Raw genomic sequence first — 14,411 nt, forward strand, 5'->3', positions numbered from 1 at the left:
GCCGAGGAGCGGGGGCCCGCGGCGGCCGGGCCGTCGGGCGACGGAAGCGGGACGGGGGACGGCGGAAGCGGGGACGGAAGCGGGACGGGGGACGGCGGAAAGGGCAAGGGGCACCCGCTGGATCCCGCCGAAATCTCGCGCAGGCGGCTCGTCTCCCGCGTCGCCGCCGTCTCGGCCGGCGTGGTCGCGGCCAGCGCCATGGGGTACGGCACCTACGCGGCCAGGCGCCTGCGGACCAAGCGGCTGACCATATCCCTGGCCAAGCTGCCGCGCGCCGCGCACGGCTACCGCGTGGCGGTGGTCAGCGACATCCACCTGGGCCCGCTGATGGGCCGCTCCCACTGCCAGCGCGTGGTGGACACGATCAACCGCACCCAGCCCGACCTGATCGCCGTCGTCGGCGACCTGGTGGACGCGGAGGTGGACGACCTGCGGTCCGCCGCCGCGCCGCTCGCGCAGCTGCGCGCCACCGACGGCTCCTACTTCGTGACGGGCAACCACGAGTACATGGTGGACGGCACCCGGGAGTGGCTCGATCACCTGCGCGAGCTCGGCCTCGTTCCGCTGGAGAACACCCGCGAGGAGCTGGCCCACTTCGACCTGGCCGGGATCAACGACGTGGACGGCGAGGGCACCGCGGTCGGCGGGCCCGACTTCGAGGCCGCGCTCGGCGACCGGGACCCCCAGCGCGCCTCCGTCCTCATGTCCCACCAGCCGGTGACCATCCATGACGCGGTGGACCACGGCGTGGACCTCCAGCTCTCGGGGCACACCCACGGCGGCCAGGTGTGGCCCGTCACCTACCTCGCCGCGCTCGCCAACCCCACGCTGGCGGGCCTGGAGCACTATGGCGACACCCAGCTCTACGTCAGCCGCGGCGCGGGGGCCTGGGGCCCGCCGGTGCGCATCGGCGCCGACCCGGACGTCACCCTGATCGAGCTCGCCTCCGGTCAAGCCTGAAACGTTCCGCGCATGTGATTGTCCTGTTTTCGTCTCAACCTGTCGTGCGAGTCAACTATTCGGGCGCTCCTGGTGTCTTGGATAACGACCAGGGAACAAAGTGACAGCGTGACGGAAACAGAACGCGGTGGCGGAGGAGCGTGGGGCATGGCGGACGAGGCCGGGGCGGAGGCCCTCATCATCCGGGGCCGGGTGCGTGACTCCCTCGGGGTCGCGCTGCCGCGGGCCGTGGTGACACTGTCGGCCTCCGGGGGCGGACGGAGTCTGGTGAAGACACGCAGCGCGGAGGACGGCGGTTTCACGGTGGCGGCCCCGGACCACGGGGACTACCTGCTGGCCGTCTTCTCCCCTCAGCTCGGGAGCCAGAGCGTGGCGGTCAGGCTCGAAGGCAGGCCGGTGGAGGTCGAGTTCCGCATCGACGTCCCCGGCGTGGTCGCGGACTGACCCCGGGAACGGCGTTCCCCCGCGTCCCGGCCCAAGTTGTGGCCGGTCCGTTGCTCGAGTGTGGTGCGTGGGCCTGAGCGCTGTGATTGGCTGACCCCGCGACAGTCTTCCGAGGAAGGGCGCGGGGAGTGCGACGGATCCGGGCCAGAGGGGCCATAGGCATCGGGCTGGCCGTGGTGTTGGTCGTCGGTGCGATCGGCGGCTGGATGTTCTTCCAGTCCGACGACGGCGAGAAGGAGCCGATCGTCGTGGGCAGCAGCTCCACGCCCTCGATGATCGACCCGGGCGGCGCCTACGACGCGGGGGCCGCCATGCTCGTGAGCAACCTGTACCAGTCGTTGCTCACCTACGCGCCCGGCCTGGAGCGGCCGGTGCCCGACGCCGCCGAGCAGTGCGACTTCGCGGACGGTCAGCTCACGGTCTTCCGGTGCACCCTCAGGGACGACCTCACGTTCAGCAGCGGGCGCACCGTGACGCCGGCGGACGTCAAGTTCTCCTACGACCGCATCCTCGCCATGGCCGAGCGCGCCGAGCGCGAGAAGGCCGACGAGAGCATCCCGGAGGACGAGAAGTTCAGCTTCGCCGGGCCCGCCAGCCTGCTGGCCAGCCTGGAGGCCGTGCGGATCGACGGCCAGGACATCATCTTCGAGCTCAACCAGCCGGACGCCACCTTCCCGTTCATCGTCGCGGGCAGCGCGGGCGCCATCGTGGACAGCGAGAGCTACGAGGAGTCCGAGCCACGCGACGACGGCGAGGCGGTGGGCTCGGGCCCGTACGTCCTGACCGACTACGAGCCCTACGAGTACGCCGCGCTCGAACCGAACCCGGACTACCAGGGCGCCAACCAGTCGGCCGAATTCCCCATCACCATCCGGTACTTCACCGAGGGCGAGGACGGCACCCCGGCCGAGGAACTGCTCGCCGAGGCATGGGAGAACGGCGAGATCGACGTCAACGACGGCAAGATGCCGCCGCAGATCATGGCCGACTTCGACAGCAGCGACCTCGACTACCGCGTCACCGAGTCCACCGGCGCCTCGATCCGCGTGCTGGGCTTCAACACCCGCGAGGGCGCGCCGATGGCGGACGCGGCCCTGCGGCAGGCGGCCGCCGCCATGCTCGACCGCGAGGCGATCACCCGGCACGTCCACCGGAACACCGTCGAGTCGCTCTACTCCCTGATACCGGTGGGCTTCACCGGCCACGGCACGCCGTACTACGACCGGTACCGCGACAGCGACGCCGAGGAACTGCGGCAGGAGCTGGAGAACGCCGGGTACGAGCTGCCCGTCCCGTTCGCCCTCGGGTACTCGCGGGGCGCCGCGAACCACGAGGAGGCGCGGGTGGTCGAGCAGCAGCTGGAGGCCGACGGCCTGTTCGAGGTCGAGATCACCTACTACGACTGGGCCGAGTTCGTTCCCACGCTCTACGGCAACGACCCCTACGACGCCTACCTCGTCAGCTGGGTGGCCGACTACCCGGACCCGGCCGCGTTCACCGATGTGCTGCTCGGTCCGGGGGACGGCCTGAACACCGGGTTCAGCAGCGACGACATCAACGGCAGGATCGCCACCACCCGGCAGGAGCCGGACCGCGGCCGGGCCTCCGAGGAGTTCAGGATCATCCACGAGCGCGCCACCGAGTCGGCGCCGATCATCCCGATCTTCCAGGACAAGGCGATCACCATCAGCGGCCAGGACATCACCGGCATCCAGCACCTCGCCAGCAACGGCGGCGTGTGGAGGCTCTGGGAACTGCGCCGGGTCTGATCCTTACGGCAGGATGCGTTCATGGCACGCCTACGGCACACGATCCTCCTCACATCCGTCACCCGGCCCCAGGTCGAGGGCTCCATCGGCGTGGCGCACACGGTCCTCGAAAGCCTGCGGGCCCAGGGCGGCACGCTGGTCGCCGAGGACGGCCGGCCCGTGGTCGGCGCCGAGCTGCGCAAGGGGGAGCACCTGCGCCCCGGCGCCCGGTACGGCCTGGTCGACAGCCACGAGCAGACCGTCGAGTCGGAGGTGCTGGCCTGGGACCGCGACCGGGAGACCGGCGTGCGGGTCGAGGTCACGCACCCCGCGTACACCTTCCCCGACGGCGCGGAGACCGCCAGCGGGCGGGTCGTCTCGGTGCTGCGCCTGCACAGCGCGGAACGGCCGGAACGGCTCGACCTGTCCGTGGACGGGGCGCTGACCCGCCCGGACGGGCGGCGCAGGCGGATGCGATGGTTCACGCTGCACGGCTCGCTCGACTTCGCGCGCTGGTGGGAGGCGGCGGACGGCGCCGGGACGTCGGCCCGCCCGGCGCTGGTCCTCCGCGTCCGTCACCCGATACTGCGCGCCGCGATCCAGGCCAGCCCCCGGGCGGGCGCCGAGGGCACCTGGCAGATCGACGTCGTCACCATGCTCAGGGGCCGCGGCCTGGCCCGCCCGGTCGCCGCGGTGCCGCTGCTCGCGACCCGCCGCATGATGCGGCGGGCGATCGGCCAGGCCCTCGACCGGGTGGCGCACGACTGGATCAACCACGTCGTCCCCGAACTCGCCCGCGACCCCGAGGAACTCCGCCAACGGCTCCTCGACGGGCTGTGCACGCGCAAGCTCTAGGGGTGCGGCCGTGGTGGCTGGGGTTGGTGGGTAGGGCGGCCACCCAAGCCAGGCGTGGAAGCCGCCCCACGCTCCGAGCAGGCGGCGCCTAGAGCACCTTTCCCGGGTTCAGGATCGAGAGCGGGTCGAACGCCTGACGGATGGAGCGCTGCAACTCCAGGCCGACGGGTCCCAGTTCGCGGGCCAGCCACTCGCGCTTGAGGACGCCGACGCCGTGCTCGCCCGTGATGGTCCCGCCCAGGTCCAGGCCCAGGGCCATGATCTCGTCGAACGAGGCCCGCGCCCGCCGTGCCTCGTCCTCGTCGGAGGCGTCGAAGCACACGGTGGGGTGCGTGTTGCCGTCGCCCGCGTGCGCGCACACGCCGATGGTGAGGTCGTGGCGCTCGGCGATGGCGGCCACGCCGTCCAGCAGGTCGGCCAGGGCGCTGCGCGGCACGCACACGTCGTCGATCATCGTGGTGCCCTTCACCGCTTCGAGCGCCACCAGCGCGGAGCGGCGCGCGGCGAGCAGCATCTCGGACTCGGCGTCGTCCTCGGCCGGCACCACCTCGGTCGCCCCCGCTTCCCGGCACAGCTCGGCGACCGCCGCGAGGTCGGCGGCGGGGTCGGCGGTGTCGAACGCCGCCAGCAGCAGCGCCCGCGTGGACTCGGGCAGTCCCATCCTTGTCATCCGGTTGACGGCGGCGATCGTCGTCGCGTCCATCAGTTCGAGCAGCGAGGGCGTGTGGCCCTCCGCCATGATCCGGCAGACCGCCTCGCCCGCCGCCGCGGAGGAGCCGAACTCGGCGGCCAGCACCAGCTGCCGCGGCGGCGCGGGCTTGAGCGCGAGGACGGCGCCCACCACCACGCCCAGCGTTCCCTCGGAGCCGACGAACAGACGGGTGAGGTCGTACCCGGCGACGCCCTTGGCGGTGCGCCGCCCGGTCGTCAGCAGCCTGCCGTCGGCGAGCACCACGTCCAGGCCGAGCACGTACTCGGCCGTCACCCCGTACTTGACGCAGCACAGGCCGCCCGAGCCGGTGCCGATGTTCCCGCCGATGGTGCACTGCTCCCAGCTCGACGGGTCGGGCGGGTAGGCCAGGCCGTGCGCGGCGACCGCCTTGGACAGGTCGGCGTTGACCACGCCGGGCTCGACGACGGCGAAACGGTTCACCGGGTCGATCTCCAGGATGCGGTCCATCCGGACGAGGGAGAGCACCACGCAGCCGTCGACGGCGTTGGCCCCGCCCGACAGGCCCGTTCTGGCGCCCTGCGGGACCACGGGGACCCGCAACTCGCTCGCGGTACGCATCACATGGCGCACCTGGTCGACCGTGCGGGGCAGGACGACGGCCGCGGGTGTGCCCGCGGGACAGAAGCTCGCCATGTCGTGGGCATAGGACGCGGTGACATCGCTGTCGGTCAGGACCGCCTCCGCGGGCAGCCCCTCGCGCAGCCGTGCGACAAGAGTGCTCATAAGGGAAGCTTCGCACTCCCCGGGGGAAAAACCCATGGTCGGTTCGGCGTCGGCTGTGGAAGGCTACGGAACGATGCGACGTTACTCCCGCCACCTGATCACCCATGCCGACCATCCGATCGCCGCCCCGCTGCACGGCGACTCCTTCCGGGCCGTGCTCGCCGCCGCGATGAACCACTCCGGGGGCGGGAAGCGCCTCCTGGACCTCGGCTGCGGCCAGGCGATGTGGCCGCTCACCGCCCTGACCGGCTGGGAGGGCTCCTTCGCCGTGGGAGTGGACACCGCGGCCGACTCGCTGGAGTGGGCCAGGGCCGAGGCGAGCCGCCTCGGCGTGGCCGACCGCCTCACGCTGCACGAGGCGGACGCGGCGCGCTTCGCCGCCGAGGAGCCGGAGGAGCCGTTCGACGTGGTCCTGTGCGTGGGGGCCACGCACGCCTTCGGCGGGCTCCTCTCCACGCTGGCCGCCGCCAGCCGCCAACTGGCGCCCGGCGGTTGCGTGGTGGTGGGGGAGGGCTTCTGGGAGCGCGAGCCGGGGCCCGACGTGCTGGACGCGCTGGGCGCGGTCCCGGGCGACTACACCGACCTGGGCACCACCGTGGACCGCGTCACCGCGGCCGACTGGGAGCCGGTCTACGCCCACACCTCGACCCGGGACGAGTGGGACGAGTACGAGTGGTGCTGGACGGGGTCGCTCGCCCGCTGGGCCCTCGACCACCCGGACCACCCGCACGCGGGCGAGGCCAGGGAGACCGCCGCCGCCCACCGCGCCGCCTGGCTCCACGGCTATCGCGGCACGCTCGGCTTCGTGACCATGGTCCTGCGCGACGCGCGCTGAGCGGCGCCCTCCGGTGGGGCGGACGACGTTCACCCGCGCTCCCCCCGGAGTTCACCGGGGTGGCGTGAGGGCGGGCGAGCATCCGGCGCATGAAATACCGAAGATGCGCCCTGTTCGGCGCCGCCGCCCTGCTCGGTGCCACCGCCCTGGCGCCCGCCGCCGCCCAGGACGCGCGGCCCGGCGGTGAACTGGAGCTGACCCTCCTGGGCCGGTACGAGTCCGGCGCGTTCGACGAGGGCGCGGCCGAGATCACCGCCTATGACGCCGCCACCCGGCGGGTGTTCACCGTCAACGCCGAGCGCGGCACCGTCGACGTCCTGGACATCTCGGACCCGGCGAAGCCGGTGAAGGTGGCGGAGCTGGCCACCCCGGGAGCCAACAGCGTCGCCGTCCACGACGGCCTGGTCGCCGTCGCCCAGGAGGCGTCCGACAAGGTGCGCCCCGGCACGGTCTCGTTCTTCGACGCCGCCGACGGCGCGCCGATCGAGTCGGTCACCGTGGGCGCGCTCCCCGACGCCGTCGCCTTCTCCCCGGACGGGCGCCGCCTGGTCGTCGCCAACGAGGGGGAGCCCGCCTCCTACTGCGAGGAGGACGGCGTCGACCCGCAGGGCACGATCTCGGTGATCACCCTGCACGAGGGCCGCGTCGACAGCGTGCGCACCGCCGACTTCCGCGCCTGGAACGGCTCGGAGGACCGGCTGCGCCGCCAGGGCGTCCGCATCTACGGGCCCGGTGCCTCCGCCGCCCAGGACTTCGAGCCCGAGTACCCCGCGGTCTCCGCCGACGGCCGCACCGCCTATGTGACCCTCCAGGAGAACAACGCGATCGCCGTGGTCGACCTGGCCCGGGCGCGCGTCACCCGCGTCGAGCCGCTGGGCACCAAGGACCACGGCAGGCGCGGCGCCGGGCTCGACCCCTCCGACGAGGACGGCGGCGCGGCGATAGGCCGCTGGCCGGTGCGCGGCCTCTACGAGCCGGACGGCATCGCCTCGTTCGCCAGGGGCGACTACCTGATCACGGCCAACGAGGGCGACGCCCGCGAGTGGGACTGCTACGCCGAGGAGGAGCGCGTCGAGGACGTCACCCTCTCCCCGCGCGCCTTCCCCGACGCCGCCGAGCTCCAGCGGCCCGAGGCGCTGGGCCGCCTGACGATCAGCGCCACCTCGCCGCGCGACCGCCAGGGCCGCGTCACCGAACTCCACGCGCTCGGCGGCCGGTCGCTCTCGGTCCTCGACCCGCGCGGCCGGGTGGTGTGGGACTCGGGCGACGACCTCGAACGCCTCGTCGCCGAGCGCCACCCGGACGACTTCAACACCGACAACACGGAGAACGCGCCCGACTCGCGCAGCGACGCCAAGGGCCCCGAGCCCGAGGGCGTCACGGTCGGCCGCGTCGGCGGCACGGAGTACGCGTTCGCCGGTCTCGAACGCGTGGGCGGCGTGGTGGCCTACGACCTCTCCGACCCCCGCCACCCCGAGCTCGCGGGCTACGTCAACTCCCGCGACTTCACCGGTGACCCCGAGGCGGGGACGGCGGGCGACCTCGGCCCGGAGGGCCTGACGTTCATCCCGGCGGACGACAGCCCCAACGGCCACCCGCTGCTGGTGGTCGGCCACGAGTCCAGCGGCACCACGGCGGTCTACCGGATCGGCTGACGCCTCCCCGGCGCGCCGGGCCGCCACCCGCGGGGCCCGGCGCGACGCCCGTCAGAAGCGCCGGGTGATCAGGGCCTGCTTGACCTCCTGGATGGCCTTGGTCACCTCGATGCCGCGGGGGCAGGCGTCGGTGCAGTTGAAGATCGTGCGGCAGCGCCAGACGCCGTCGCGGTCGTTCAGGATCTCCAGGCGCTGCTCACCGCCCTCGTCGCGGGAGTCGAAGATGAAGCGGTGCGCGTTCACGATCGCCGCGGGGCCGAAGTACTGGCCGTCGTTCCAGAAGACCGGGCAGGCCGACGTGCACGCCGCGCACAGGATGCACTTGGTGGTGTCGTCGAAACGCTCCCGTTCCGCCGCGGACTGGCGGCGCTCGCGCGTCGGCTCGTTCCCCGTGGTGACCAGGAAGGGCATCACGTCCCGGTAGGCCTGGAAGAACGGCTCCATGTCCACGATCAGGTCCTTGAGGACCGTCATGCCCTTGATCGCCTCGATGACCACCGGCTTGGCCTTGGGGCCGCCGCCGAGGTCGGCGACGTCCTTGATCAGGGTCTTGCAGGCCAGCCGGTTCCTGCCGTTGATCCGCACCGCGTCCGAGCCGCAGATGCCGTGCGCGCAGGAGCGGCGGAACGTGAGGGTGCCGTCCTCCTCCCACTTGATCTGGTGCAGGGCGTCGAGCACCCGCTCCTTGGGGTCGATCCGCAGCGTGAAGTCCTGCCAGAACGCGTGCTCGGAGGACTCCGGGTTGAACCGGCGGATCCGGAACGTCACCGTCACCAGGTGGTCGGTGGGCTCGGCACCGGGACCTGATCCGGGCTCGGGCTTCTCCAGCGTGGGGGTGGCCATCAGTACGTACGCTCCGTCGGCTGGTAGCGGGTCTGCACGACCGGCTTGTAGTCGAGCCGGATCGTTTCGTTTCCTTCGGAGTCCACTTCGCGATAGGCCATGGTGTGCCGCATGAAGTTGACGTCGTCGCGGTGCGGGTGGTCCTCGCGGTAGTGGCCGCCCCGGGACTCCTTGCGGGCCAGCGCCGAGACCACGAGCACCTCGGCCAGCTCCAGCAGGTTCCCCAGTTCGAGGGCCTCCAGCAGGTCGGTGTTGAACCGCCGGCCCTTGTCCTGGACCGACACGTTCCGGAACCGCTTGCGCAGCGCCGTGACGTCCTCCAGCGCCTCCTTGAGCGTCTGCTCGGTGCGGAAGACCATCGCGTTCCTGTCCATGGTGTCCTGGAGCGCCTTGCGGATCTCCGGCACCCGCTCGGGGCCCGTCGCGGTCCGCATCCGTTCGACCTCCTCGGCGACGGAGCGCGCCGGGTCGGCGGGCAGCTCCACCAGGTCCGCGCCCGCCGCGTACGCGGCGGCGGCCAGCCCGGCGCGGCGGCCGAACACGTTGATGTCGAGCAGGGAGTTGGTGCCCAGGCGGTTGGCGCCGTGCACCGAGACGCAGGCGACCTCCCCGGCCGCGTACAGGCCCGGCACGACGTCGGTGTTGTTGCTCAGCACCTCGCCGCGGACGTTCGTCGGGATGCCGCCCATCGCGTAGTGGGCGGTCGGCTGGATCGGGATCGGGTCGGTGTACGGCTCGATGCCCAGATAGGTCCTGGCGAACTCGGTGATGTCCGGCAGCTTGGCGTCCAGCTGCTCGGGCGGCAGGTGCGTCAGGTCCAGATAGACGTGGTCGCCGTCGGGGCCGCAGCCGCGGCCCTCGCGGATCTCGGTGTAGATGGAGCGCGAGACCACGTCCCGCGAGGCGAGGTCCTTCATCACCGGCGCGTACTTCTCCATGAAGCGCTCGCCGTCCTTGTTCCGCAGGATGCCGCCCTCGCCGCGGGCGCCCTCGGTGAGCAGGATGCCCATCTTCCAGATGCCGGTCGGGTGGAACTGGAAGAACTCCATGTCCTCCAGCGGCAGTCCGCGCCGGAACGCCGCCGCCTGGCCGTCGCCGGTGAGGGTGTGCGCGTTCGAGGTGACCTTGTAGAACTTGCCGTTGCCGCCCGAGGCGAAGACCACGGCCTTGGCCTGGAAGACGTGCAGCTCCCCGGTCGCCAGCTCGTACGCCACCACGCCGGCCGTCGTGCGCACCCCGCCCACCTCGGTGAGCAGCAGGTCCAGGACGTAGAACTCGTTGTAGAACTCCACGCCCTCCTTCACGCAGTTCTGGTAGAGCGTCTGGAGGATCATGTGGCCGGTGCGGTCCGCCGCGTAGCACGAGCGCCGCACGGGCGCCTCGCCGTGGTTGCGGCTGTGGCCGCCGAAGCGGCGCTGGTCGATCCGGCCGTCGGGCGTCCTGTTGAACGGCAGGCCCATCTTCTCCAGGTCGAGGACCGAGTCGATGGCCTCCTTCGCCAGGATCTCGGCGGCGTCCTGGTCGACCAGGTAGTCGCCGCCCTTGACGGTGTCGAAGGTGTGCCACTCCCAGTTGTCGTCCTCGACGTTCGCCAGGGCCGCGGCCATGCCGCCCTGCGCCGCGCCGGTGTGCGAACGGGTGGGGTAGAGCTTGGTCAGGACCGCGGTGCGGCCGCGCTTGGTGGCCTCGATGGCCGCGCGCATGCCCGCGCCACCGGCGCCGACGATGACGGTGTCGTACGTGTGGATCTGCATGGCTCTCGTCAAACCGCTCTCGTGGGGCCCCGGGTGGATCAGGTGATGTTCGGATCGAAGGTGAAGATCACCAGGGTGCCCAGCAGCACGGTGAAGACCGTGGCCGTGTACAGCAGCATCTTCAGCCAGAAGCGCGTGGCGTCGCGCTGGGCGTAGTCGTTGATGATCGTCCGCAGGCCGTTGCCGCCGTGCAGCATCGCGAGCCAGAGCATGAGCAGGTCCCAGACCTGCCAGAAGGGCGAGGCCCAGCGGCCCGCGACGAACGCGAAGCTGACCTTGCTCACGCCGCCGTCCAGCACCAGCTGGATCATCAGGTGGGTGACCACCAGGATGACCAGGAGGATCCCGGAGACCCGCATGAAGAGCCAGCCGTACAGCTCGAAGTTGGTCCTGGTGGTGCGCGGCGTGCGGCGCGTGCGGGCGCGCGGCGGCTCGATGACGGGCGCGGGGTTGCCGGGGCCGTAGCGCCCGGAGCCCAGCACGCCGTCGGCGTCGATCTCGGAGACGGCAGTGATCCCGGCGGACTCGACTGGCATGGTCATCAGCTCCCGAACAGCTCACGGAACGCGTGCCCGAGCACCGGATAGGCGGCGCCCGCCATCAGCACGGCCCACGCGCCCACCACGGTCCACAGCATCGGGCGCTGGTAGCGCGCGCCGTTGGCCCAGAAGTCGACGGCGACGACCCGGAGCCCGTTGAGCGCGTGGAACAGCACCGCGGCGACCAGTCCGTACTCCATCACGGCCACCACGGGCGTCTTGTAGACCTCGATCGTCGTGTCGTACGCCTCGGGCGAGACGCGGACGAGGGCGGTGTCCAGCACATGGACGAACAGGAAGAAGAAGATGAGGACACCGGTGACGCGGTGTGCCACCCATGACCACATGCCTTCCCGGCCGCGGTACATCGTTCCTGCCGGCACGGAAGAACCCTTCACGACTCACTCTCAGGGCCGGTGGCCCGGCCGGTACGGTTCACCGGCCGCGGTCATCGTATCGGCGCGAGGGGCCCCGTCCGGCCAGGGGAGGGGCCGGACCGGACGTGGCCGCGCGCGGCGGCGCGCCGGTGGGCGAGGTGGCCGCGGACCGCTCACCCGGTTGCCGAGTCCCGGTCAACGGCTACCGTCGAACGTATGCGGCATGCGCACTGGCGAATATTCGCACTGGTCGCGGCTGCGCTGGTCATCGCCACCGGCGCGCTGGTCACCGTGGCTCAGCGGGGGAACGACACACCGGCCGGGGACGCCCCCGGAACGATCAGGCAGCACGTGGCCCAGGACTCCCCGTCCCCGCTGCCCGACGGTCCCGACGGGCCACCCGAGACGATCCCCTCCGTCCGGTCCTTCGACTCCGCCTCGGGCCCCGGCTGGGCCCCGGCGGAAGGAACCCGCGTGGTGGCGGACGAGGACGGGCCCCTGGACGACGAGGCCGACCGGCTCGCCGCCGACCTCGACGCCGAGCGGGCCGACGGGGGCGCGCGGGACGGCGACGTGGTGCTCTCCCTCGACGAGGACGCCGACACCGGGCGCGAGGGCTACCGCCTGGTCACCGAGGACAGCAGGGTCAGGATCACCGGCTCCACCGAGGCCGGGGTCTTCTACGGCACCCGCACCCTCGTGCAGAACGTGAACGCGGCCGGCGGCACCCCCCAGGGCACCGTCACCGACCGCCCCGACCGCCCGCAGCGCGGCCTGATGATCGACATCGCGCGCAAGCCGTTCTCCGCGGACTGGATCGAGGACCGGCTCCACGAGATGGCCGACCTCAAGCTGAACCAGCTCCAGCTGCACCTCAGCGACGACCAGGGCTTCAGGATCGAGAGCGAGTCGCACCCCGAGGTGGTCTCCGAGGACCACCTGACCAAGCGTGAGATCCGCGACATCATCGACCTGGCCGAGTCGCTGCACATCGAGGTCATCCCCGAGATCGACTCGCCGGGACACCTGGGCGCCGTGCTGGCCGCCCACCCCGACCTCCAGCTGCGCCGCCAGGACGGCAGCGTGGCCGAGGGCGCCATCAACATCGCCGACCCCGACGCGGGCAGGCTCATCGACGAGCTGCTGCGCGAGTACGCCGACCTCTTCCCCGGCCGCTATCTGCACCTGGGCGGCGACGAGTACACCGCGCTGCTCAGCTCCGACCCCGAGGCCACCTACCCGGGCCTCGCCGAGGCGGCGCGTGAGCGCTTCGGCCGGGACGCCGGCGTGCGGGACCTGGCCACCGGATGGCTCAACGACCGGGCCGAGGCCGCCAGGAAGCAGGACAAGACGCCGCAGGTGTGGAACGACGGCATGCACAGCGGCGGGGTCGTCCGCCCCGACGAGGACCGGCAGGTGGCCTACTGGACCGGGCGCGAGGCGGGCGCCAGGCCGCCCGTCGAGTACCTGGACGAGGGCTTCCGGCTGATCAACTTCAACTCCGAGTACCTGTACTACGTGCTCGGCCAGCCGAACGAGTTCACGTATCCGACCGGCGAGCGGATCTATGACGAGTGGACGCCGGACGTCCTGCGGGGCACCACGCCCGTTCCCGACCGCTTCGCCGGCGCCGACCATGTGCCGGGAGGCCGGTTCGCGGTCTGGTGTGATCTTGCCGACGCCCAGACCCAGGACGAGGTGGCGGCCGGCATCCGGCTCCCGCTCCGCGCGGTCGCGCAAAAGCTGTGGGACCCGGCGGAACCATCGCTGACCTGGGCCGAGTTCACTCAGCTCGCCGACCGCGTCGAGGCCTGAGGCCCGCCGGCCCGCCCCCGCGGGGGCGGGCCGCGGGAACGACGCGGCACAGCCGGGGCCGCCACCCCCCACAGGAGAGACCCCGGCTGCCGCCGGACCCGAGCCCCAAGGGGCTCGGGTCCGTATCCTCTTCAGCGTCCGACCACGCCTTTCTGTTACCGAGCGGATACGGCTGAATGCGCCATGGACTCAGCCGTCGAGGACGCGTAGCGTTCTGAGAGACTCACAGTCACTAGAGTCCCACCGTCATTCGAGACTCACCGTCATTCGAGACCGGCGGTCACCAGACGTACCGTCACCAGCTCGGGAGAAGACTGCGGTGCAGTGCCGCAAAAGGGGGCCGGGGAGTGCAGGGGGCAGACATCGACCTGACCGCGGCGGTACATGCGGCCCAGGGGGGGGACGAGACCGCCTTCCACGCGGTCTTCCGCGCGGTGCACCCGCGCCTGCTGGGATACGTGCGCACCATCGTCGCCGAGCCCGACGCGGAGGACGTCACGGCCGAGGCGTGGCTGCACATATCGCGGGATCTGTCGAGATTCAGCGGAGACGCGGACCGCTTCCGGGGCTGGACGGCGCGCATCGCGCGCAACCGCGCACTGGATCACCTCAGGGCGCGCGGCCGGCGACCGCAGGAGCTGCGCGCCGACGAGAACGCGCTCGCCGACCTGCCCTCGTCCGCCGACACGGCCGAGGAGGCCATCGCCGCGCTCGCCACCTCGAAGGCGTTCGAGCTGGTCGCGGAGCTGCCGGCGGAGCAGGCGGGGGCCGTGGTCTTACGCACGCTGTTCGGGCTCGACGCCAAGCGGGCGGCGCTGCTTCTCGGCTGCCGCCCCGGCGCGGTCCGGACAGCGAACCACCGCGGCCTGCGCCGCCTCGCCGAGATGGTGGAGCACGGAGAGGAGCGCGGCGCGACGGCCACGAAGCAGAACGAGCCCGGCGCACGCCCCACGCGTGTAACAGAAATCGAGGCTACGGCGCAGTAAGGAACAGGCCGACTGGTCACCGGCCTACGGGGCACTCCCGAGGTTCCCCCCGTACCTCAGGAAGCCCCCGGCGCGGGCGGGGCAGCATTTCCCCCTAGTCCCGCCCGCGCCGGGGGCTTCCTGAGGTACGGGGGGAACCTCGGG

The 14,411-nt window shown here is 72.0% G+C and carries 13 protein-coding genes; 8 read left to right on the forward strand and 5 right to left on the reverse strand.

Translation table 11 applies throughout. The features are described from left to right. From ADY01_RS21850 to ADY01_RS21865, 4 genes are all read left to right on the forward strand, one after another. Nucleotides 1-960: metallophosphoesterase (locus ADY01_RS21850; RefSeq protein WP_049576329.1), on the forward strand; the 960-nt coding region annotated here is incomplete at its 5' end. Nucleotides 961-1,107: 147 nt separating this feature from the next. After that, entirely contained in the window at nucleotides 1,108-1,404 is a 297-nt protein-coding gene (locus ADY01_RS21855) for a carboxypeptidase-like regulatory domain-containing protein (RefSeq protein ID WP_049576332.1), read from the forward strand. Nucleotides 1,405-1,532: 128 nt separating this feature from the next. Further along, the gene (locus tag ADY01_RS21860; RefSeq protein ID WP_049576336.1) at nucleotides 1,533-3,173 is read left to right on the forward strand and encodes an ABC transporter substrate-binding protein; all 1,641 of its coding nucleotides are present in this window, start codon (nucleotides 1,533-1,535) and stop codon (nucleotides 3,171-3,173) included. A gap of 21 nt (nucleotides 3,174-3,194) precedes the next feature. Beyond that, nucleotides 3,195-4,007, forward strand: a complete 813-nt coding sequence (locus ADY01_RS21865; protein WP_049576339.1) for a hypothetical protein — start codon at nucleotides 3,195-3,197, stop codon at nucleotides 4,005-4,007. Nucleotides 4,008-4,095: 88 nt separating this feature from the next. On the opposite strand, the gene ADY01_RS21870 is transcribed toward ADY01_RS21865, so the two are convergent. Next, on the reverse strand, nucleotides 4,096-5,463 hold the full coding sequence (locus ADY01_RS21870) for an FAD-binding oxidoreductase (RefSeq protein ID WP_049576342.1): 1,368 nt from the start codon (nucleotides 5,461-5,463) through the stop codon (nucleotides 4,096-4,098). Between the two features lie 73 nt (nucleotides 5,464-5,536). Between ADY01_RS21870 and ADY01_RS21875 the strand changes: the two genes are divergently transcribed. Both ADY01_RS21875 and ADY01_RS21880 read left to right on the forward strand, forming a co-directional pair. Next, nucleotides 5,537-6,298: an SAM-dependent methyltransferase gene (locus ADY01_RS21875; protein ID WP_049576353.1), complete on the forward strand. Its 762-nt coding sequence runs from the start codon at nucleotides 5,537-5,539 to the stop codon at nucleotides 6,296-6,298. Between the two features lie 89 nt (nucleotides 6,299-6,387). Further along, entirely contained in the window at nucleotides 6,388-7,953 is a 1,566-nt protein-coding gene (locus ADY01_RS21880; RefSeq protein WP_053171088.1) for a choice-of-anchor I family protein, read from the forward strand. Nucleotides 7,954-8,004: 51 nt separating this feature from the next. Here the strand turns inward: ADY01_RS21880 and ADY01_RS21885 are convergent, their stop codons facing one another. Genes ADY01_RS21885 through sdhC form a run of 4 tightly spaced genes read right to left on the reverse strand, consistent with a single transcriptional unit; the run spans nucleotide 8,005 to nucleotide 11,472 of the window. Further along, on the reverse strand, nucleotides 8,005-8,796 hold the full coding sequence (locus tag ADY01_RS21885; RefSeq protein ID WP_049576344.1) for a succinate dehydrogenase iron-sulfur subunit: 792 nt from the start codon (nucleotides 8,794-8,796) through the stop codon (nucleotides 8,005-8,007). Continuing rightward, entirely contained in the window at nucleotides 8,796-10,550 is a 1,755-nt protein-coding gene (sdhA, locus tag ADY01_RS21890; protein WP_049576346.1) for a succinate dehydrogenase flavoprotein subunit, read from the reverse strand. The genes ADY01_RS21885 and sdhA overlap by 1 nt, the downstream gene beginning before the upstream one ends. 38 nt (nucleotides 10,551-10,588) lie before the next feature. After that, nucleotides 10,589-11,086 (reverse strand): succinate dehydrogenase hydrophobic membrane anchor subunit, encoded by a 498-nt coding sequence (locus ADY01_RS21895; protein ID WP_078900497.1) that lies wholly within the window; start codon nucleotides 11,084-11,086, stop codon nucleotides 10,589-10,591. A gap of 5 nt (nucleotides 11,087-11,091) precedes the next feature. Next, nucleotides 11,092-11,472, reverse strand: coding sequence for a succinate dehydrogenase, cytochrome b556 subunit (sdhC, locus tag ADY01_RS21900; RefSeq protein ID WP_078900494.1), 381 nt, complete (start codon nucleotides 11,470-11,472; stop codon nucleotides 11,092-11,094). Between the two features lie 210 nt (nucleotides 11,473-11,682). Between sdhC and ADY01_RS21905 the strand changes: the two genes are divergently transcribed. After that, nucleotides 11,683-13,281 (forward strand): beta-N-acetylhexosaminidase, encoded by a 1,599-nt coding sequence (locus ADY01_RS21905; protein WP_049576350.1) that lies wholly within the window; start codon nucleotides 11,683-11,685, stop codon nucleotides 13,279-13,281. 347 nt (nucleotides 13,282-13,628) lie between these two features. Continuing rightward, nucleotides 13,629-14,267, forward strand: a complete 639-nt coding sequence (locus tag ADY01_RS21910; RefSeq protein ID WP_078900495.1) for an RNA polymerase sigma factor — start codon at nucleotides 13,629-13,631, stop codon at nucleotides 14,265-14,267. Nucleotides 14,268-14,411 lie beyond the last annotated feature (144 nt).

The organism is Streptomyces sp. SBT349, from assembly GCF_001083795.1.
Classification (GTDB): Bacteria; Actinomycetota; Actinomycetes; order Streptomycetales; family Streptomycetaceae; genus Streptomyces.